Origin of the sequence: Streptomyces sp. SID9727 (assembly GCF_010550605.1) — a bacterium.
In the GTDB taxonomy this organism is placed as follows: Bacteria; Actinomycetota; Actinomycetes; order Streptomycetales; family Streptomycetaceae; genus Streptomyces.
The window spans coordinates 1-5,614 of the sequence record NZ_JAAGNI010000019.1 but is presented as its reverse complement, the minus strand read 5'-3'; the positions used below and the strand labels follow the sequence as shown (position 1 = coordinate 5,614).

At 72.1% G+C, this 5,614-nt stretch carries 7 protein-coding genes and 1 pseudogene; 5 read left to right on the top strand and 3 right to left on the bottom strand.

From position 1 onward, the window contains the following. Both G3I41_RS36275 and G3I41_RS01390 read right to left on the bottom strand, forming a co-directional pair. Nucleotides 1-225, bottom strand: a pseudogene (locus G3I41_RS36275) (hypothetical protein); the annotation flags it as partial. Beyond that, a complete protein-coding gene (locus tag G3I41_RS01390) occupies nt 210-1,175 on the bottom strand; it encodes an alpha/beta hydrolase (protein ID WP_164398459.1) in 966 nt (321 codons plus the stop codon). The pseudogene G3I41_RS36275 and the gene G3I41_RS01390, both read right to left, overlap by 16 nt. A gap of 110 nt (nt 1,176-1,285) precedes the next feature. Here G3I41_RS01390 and G3I41_RS01385 point away from each other — a divergent pair, with 110 nt between their 5' ends. The 4 genes from G3I41_RS01385 to G3I41_RS01370 all read left to right on the top strand — a co-directional run bounded on the left by G3I41_RS01385 (nt 1,286) and on the right by G3I41_RS01370 (nt 3,130). Then, nucleotides 1,286-1,501: a hypothetical protein gene (locus tag G3I41_RS01385; RefSeq protein WP_164398458.1), complete on the top strand. Its 216-nt coding sequence runs from the start codon at nt 1,286-1,288 to the stop codon at nt 1,499-1,501. A 168-nt stretch (nt 1,502-1,669) separates the two neighbouring features. After that, on the top strand, nt 1,670-2,311 hold the full coding sequence (locus G3I41_RS01380) for a TetR/AcrR family transcriptional regulator (protein WP_164398457.1): 642 nt from the start codon (nt 1,670-1,672) through the stop codon (nt 2,309-2,311). Between the two features lie 132 nt (nt 2,312-2,443). Beyond that, nucleotides 2,444-2,671, top strand: coding sequence for a DUF3107 domain-containing protein (locus G3I41_RS36610; protein ID WP_024490505.1), 228 nt, complete (start codon nt 2,444-2,446; stop codon nt 2,669-2,671). A 189-nt stretch (nt 2,672-2,860) separates the two neighbouring features. Then, a complete protein-coding gene (locus G3I41_RS01370) occupies nt 2,861-3,130 on the top strand; it encodes a hypothetical protein (protein ID WP_164398456.1) in 270 nt (89 codons plus the stop codon). A gap of 12 nt (nt 3,131-3,142) precedes the next feature. Here the strand turns inward: G3I41_RS01370 and G3I41_RS01365 are convergent, their stop codons facing one another. Further along, entirely contained in the window at nt 3,143-3,877 is a 735-nt protein-coding gene (locus tag G3I41_RS01365; RefSeq protein ID WP_164398455.1) for a ferritin-like fold-containing protein, read from the bottom strand. A 405-nt stretch (nt 3,878-4,282) separates the two neighbouring features. Here G3I41_RS01365 and G3I41_RS01360 point away from each other — a divergent pair. After that, the coding region (locus tag G3I41_RS01360) for a DEAD/DEAH box helicase (protein WP_343242030.1) at nt 4,283-5,614 on the top strand (1,332 nt) is incomplete at its 3' end.

Below are 5,614 nucleotides of genomic sequence, written 5' to 3'. Positions count from 1 at the left end.
CCAGCCGCCGCCGGGTTCACGCTGTTCGGGGTGACCGCCACGCACCTCGGGCGGCCCCTCGAAGGGCGCGGGCCCCGTCTGCCGTCTGCGCCGTCCGGTGCCGACGACGGGCCGGGCGGCCTCGCGCCCCGCTTCGTTCGGCTCCGCCTGCCCGGTCCCGGGCGCGCTGGGCTCAGGGCCCTGCCGGCTGTGTCGTCCCACGCCCTGGATCAGCTCCCGCCGCATTCGTCGAGCAATTCCCGGAACGCCTGGGCGACCGTCTCCGGGTACTCCATCATCGCCACGTGCCCGGCATCGGGCAGTGTCAGCAGGCGCGCGTCGCGGAAGGCCGCGGACGCCCTGCGGGCCATCCGGAACGAGACGAGCCGGTCCCGTCCGCCGTACACCAGCTGGGTCGGCGCGAGCACCCGCTCGGCCTGACGCCACAGCCCGTGCTGTCCGCCCAGCGTGTACGCGTCGACGATGCCACGGGCGGAACGCGCCATGGCGTCCCAGAAGTACGGCAGTTCCAGCCGGCGCTCCATTTCGGCCACCGCGTCACGGAAGCCCGCCTCGGAGACCCGTGCCGGATCGCCGTAACAGAGTGCCATGACTCCGCGGGTGCGGTCCTCCGCGGTCCAGTCCCGGGAGAGCCGGGCGAACAGGGAGGCGACGCCCGGCAGTGCGAGCAGGGCGGTCGGGGCGGCCGTGCGCTGGACCCGGATCTCCGGGAGCGCGGGCGAGATCAGGGTGAGCGTGCGCACCAGGTCGGGGCGGACCGCGGCGACCCGGGTGGCGACCGCGCCGCCCATCGAGTTGCCGAACAGGTGCGCGGGCCCCCGTTCCTGGGCGTCCAGGAGCCGGATGACCGCGCGGGCGTGCCCGGTGACCGAGTAGTTGCCGTCGTCCGGGGGCGGCGAGTCGCCGAAACCGGGCAGGTCGACCGCCTCGCAGTCGGCCAGGTCGTCCACCAGCGGCATCAGGGCCGACCAGTTCTGCGAGGAGCCGCCGAGCCCGTGCACGAAGAGGGCGGGCGGCAGCCCGGGCCCCCGGGACGGTCGCGAACGGACGGTGAGCGTCAGCCCGGGCAGCTCGACGGAGCGCAGCCGCTCCCCCTCCGCGACCCTGACGGTGCTCACCGTGGGTGACACCGCCGCGGCGGCGGCGCGAACTCCCGGCAGCTCGGTCGAAGACATGCGGCAATGTTACGAGATGATCACACCGGGGTTCATGTGTTCGCCGTCACACGATCGCATAGCGGCTTTGCCGGGTACCTCATAGGCTCGAACCGAGGAAGGGAGTCACCATGACGGTCGACCCGAGGGAGCCGGAGACCTTCGAGGACGTCCAGCCGGACGAGCCCGACCAGGAGACGCCCGAGGCGGACGCCGCCGAACAGCACGCAGACCTTCGTCCGGAGGACGACGAACCGCTCACGGACCTCGACCCCGGCGGCGCCAGCGAGGCGGACGCGGCGGACCAGGCCCGTGCGGTCCCACAGGATGAGGACGATTACCGCTGATACGTCCCGCTCTGCCCGCCGGGGCGGACAATCTGCGGCTTCCGCAGTCGTCCGGTCCGTGAAATTCTGCGTCCGCGCCGCGCATACCGGGGTTACCCAAAAGTACGATGTCGGTATGGCGCGGCACGTACGGAACGGCTGTGTCGGACCACGAATTTGGGAGGCGGCGTGACAGCCATCGAGCAGACCGAGGCGGCGCGCCCGCGGGGCACTCGCCTGCCCCGCCGCGCCCGACGCAACCAGCTGCTGGGAGCCGCGCAGGAGGTCTTCGTCGCGCAGGGCTACCACTCCGCGGCGATGGACGACATCGCGGAGCGCGCCGGGGTCAGCAAGCCGGTGCTCTACCAGCACTTCCCGGGCAAGCTGGAGCTCTACCTGGCCCTCCTCGACCAGCACTGCGAGTCGCTGCTCCAGTCCGTGCGCACGGCGCTGGCGTCGACCACGGACAACAAGCTGCGCGTGGCCGCGACGATGGACGCGTACTTCGCGTACGTGGAGGACGAGGGCGGCGCCTTCCGGCTGGTCTTCGAGTCCGACCTGACCAACGAGCCCGCCGTGCGCGAGCGCGTGGACCGGGTCTCGCTCCAGTGCGCCGAGGCGATCTCCGACGTGATCGCGGGCGACACGGGCCTCTCCAAGGAGGAGTCCATGCTCCTCGCGGTGGGGCTCGGCGGGGTGTCCCAGGTGGTCGCCCGCTACTGGCTGTCGAGCCGGTCGGCCATTCCGCGCGACACCGCCGTCCAGCTGCTCACCTCGCTGGCCTGGCGCGGCATCGCGGGCTTCCCCCTGCACGGCATCGATCAGCACTGACCGCCCGGACCCGGCGCCCGTGTTCGCTGCGGGCGTGGCCGGGGGCGCCTGACGAGTCCCTTCATCGGGCTAGTGTGTGCTGCGTACGGCGCGGTTCGCCGCGCAGGGACTGACCGTCGGAGGGACATAGCCGTGGAGGTCAAGATCGGGGTGCAGCACACGCCCCGGGAGATCGTTCTGGAGAGCGGGCTTTCCGCCGAAGAGGTCGAGAGCGCGGTGTCCGAGGCTCTCGCCGGCAAGGCGCAGCTGCTCAGCCTCACGGACGAGAAGGGCCGCAAGGTCCTGGTGCCGGCCGACCGGATCGCCTACGTGGAGATCGGCGAGCCCAGCACCCGACGGGTGGGGTTCGGCGCGCTGTAGAGCGTACGAACACGAGGAGCGGCCCGGCGGGATTCCCCGCCGGGCCGCTCCTCATTCGGCGCCCGCACCCGGGACCGGCTGTGCGGCGGCTGGGCGAAGCCTGTGCGCGGGAGGGTTGTGAGCGGCCGCTCACGGGTAGTACGAGCAGGACCGAAGTGCCCGTTCCGTATACCTGCGAGGTGACCGTCCGTGATCCTGGAAACGTTGAGCGCCGTCGTGCTCGGAGTGGTCCTCTCCTGGGCGGCGCTGCGCTCGCTCCCCCGCCGGCTCCCGGCCCGTCGGACCGTGTTCGGCACGGGGGCGCTCGGCGGCGTGTTCGGCGCGTCCCTGATGCACTCCGTGCTCGGCCCGCACCACGGGGCGGCCGTCGTGGTGGGCGCCGTGCTGATCGCCGCCGTCACGGTGTCGCTCCTGATCCGGCCCCGCGGCCGCCGGCTCAACCGGTCGGCCGCCGCCTGACGCCCCGGCCCGTTACGCGGCCAGCCCCAGGGCGGCCATGCGCTTGGTGTGCGCCTCGGTGATCCGGGAGAACATCCGGCCCACCTCGGCCAGGTCGAAGCCGTCGGCGACCCCGCCGACCAGCATGGTCGACAGCGCGTCGCGGTCCGCGACCACCCGCTGCGCCTGCGACAGCGCCTCGCCCATCAGCCGCCGCGCCCACAGCGCCAGCCGGCCGCCGACCCTCGGGTCCGCCTCGATCGCCGCGCGCACCTTCTCGACGGCGAAGTTGCCGTGGCCGGTGTCGTCCAGTACGGCGAGCACGAGCGAGCGCGTGTCGGAGTCCAGGCGGACCGCGACCTCCCGGTAGAAGTCGCTGGCGATCGAGTCGCCGACGTACGCCTTGACCAGGCCCTCCAGCCAGTCCGACGGGGCGGTCTGGCGGTGGAACTCGTCCAGCGCCCGGGCGAAGGGCTCCATGGCGGCGGTCGGCTCGACCTCGATCGCGGTCAGCCGCTCCGTCAGCCGCTCGAAGTGGTGGAACTCGGCGGACGCCATCTTCGCCAGCTCCGCCTTGTCGGCCAGCGTGGGTGCCAGCTTGGCGTCCTCGGCGAGTCGCTCGAAGGCCGCGAGCTCCCCGTAGGCGAGGGCACCCAGCAGGTCCACGACGGCGGCCCGGTACTGCGGCTGCGCGGACGCGGTGGCCCAGTCCTGGTCGGCGATTCTGGTCGTCGCGGGGGCTTCGTTGGCGTTGTCAGGCGTCTCCATGCAGCGCAGAATAGCCCGCCCGGGCGGCGTCGGACGGGCCCGCCCGACGACCGACGTCACACCGTTCCGACGAATTCGCCCAACACAGATGCGCGGATCCGGGGTACAGTGGTAATGCGCTTACTGAGCACTTTGCATCTGCTCGTGGCGCGAAATTGAATGAGGATGCCCGGTCGGTGGCCCGATCGGCTCCGACCCGACAGCCCTCCACGCGGTGCGTGCACACGTACGACCGCAGATGAGGGGCCCCCTCAGCGGCACGAGCGCTCGAGCGACGGCAGTGGTCCCGCGCCACCCGGCCCATCCGCCGGATGACCAACCCCGGCACGGTACGACCCCCTTCGTTCGCCTCGGACCGCGTCTCACAGAAGAGGCAGCACCCTGACTACGTTCCGAGACCTCGGGATTCTTTCCGAGACGGCCGAGGCCCTTGAGGCCGTCGGCATCACGTCCCCCTTTCCCATCCAGGAGCTGACGCTCCCGGTCGCCCTCTCCGGCTCCGACGTCATCGGCCAGGCCAAGACCGGCACCGGCAAGACGCTCGGCTTCGGCCTTCCGCTGCTCGAGCGCGTCACCGTCCTCGCCGATGTCGAGGCCGGCCGCGCGAAGCCGGAGGAGCTGACCGACTCCCCGCAGGCCCTCATCGTCGTACCCACCCGCGAGCTGTGCCAGCAGGTCACCAACGACCTGCTCACCGCCGGCAAGGTGCGCAACGTGCGGGTCCTCGCGATCTACGGCGGCCGGGCCTACGAGCCCCAGGTCGAGGCCCTGAAGAAGGGCGTCGACGTGATCGTCGGCACCCCCGGCCGGCTGCTCGACCTCGCGGGCCAGCGCAAGCTGGACCTGTCCAAGGTCCGCGCGCTCGTCCTCGACGAGGCCGACGAGATGCTGGACCTGGGCTTCCTGCCCGACGTCGAGCGCATCATCACGATGCTGCCGGCGAAGCGCCAGACCATGCTGTTCTCGGCCACCATGCCGGGCGCGGTCATCTCGCTCGCCCGCCGCTACATGTCGCAGCCGACGCACATCAACGCCACCTCGCCCGACGACGAGGGCACCACCGTCAAGAACACGGCGCAGTACGTCTACCGCGCCCACTCGATGGACAAGCCCGAGATGGTCGCGCGCATCCTCCAGGCCGACGGCCGCGGGCTCGCGATGATCTTCTGCCGCACCAAGCGCACCGCGGCGGACATCGCCGAGCAGCTGGAGCGGCGCGGCTTCGCCTCCGGCGCGGTCCACGGCGACCTCGGCCAAGGCGCCCGCGAGCAGGCCCTGCGCGCCTTCCGCAACGGCAAGGTCGACGTGCTGGTCTGCACCGACGTCGCCGCCCGCGGTATCGACGTCGAGGGCGTGACGCACGTCATCAACTACCAGTCCCCCGAGGACGAGAAGACCTATCTGCACCGCATCGGCCGCACCGGCCGCGCGGGCGCCAAGGGCATCGCGATCACGCTGGTCGACTGGGACGACATCCCGCGCTGGCAGCTGATCAACAAGGCCCTGGACCTGAAGTTCCCGGACCCGGTCGAGACGTACTCCACCTCGCCGCACCTCTACGAGGACCTCGACATCCCGGCCGGCACCAAGGGCGTCCTGCCGCGCGCCGAGCGCACCCGCGCCGGTCTCGGGGCCGAGGAGATCGAGGACCTGGGCGAGACCGGCGGCCGCGGCCGCAAGTCCGCCGCGCCGGCCGCCCGCGAGGAGCGGGCCCCGCGCACCCCGCGTCAGCGCCGT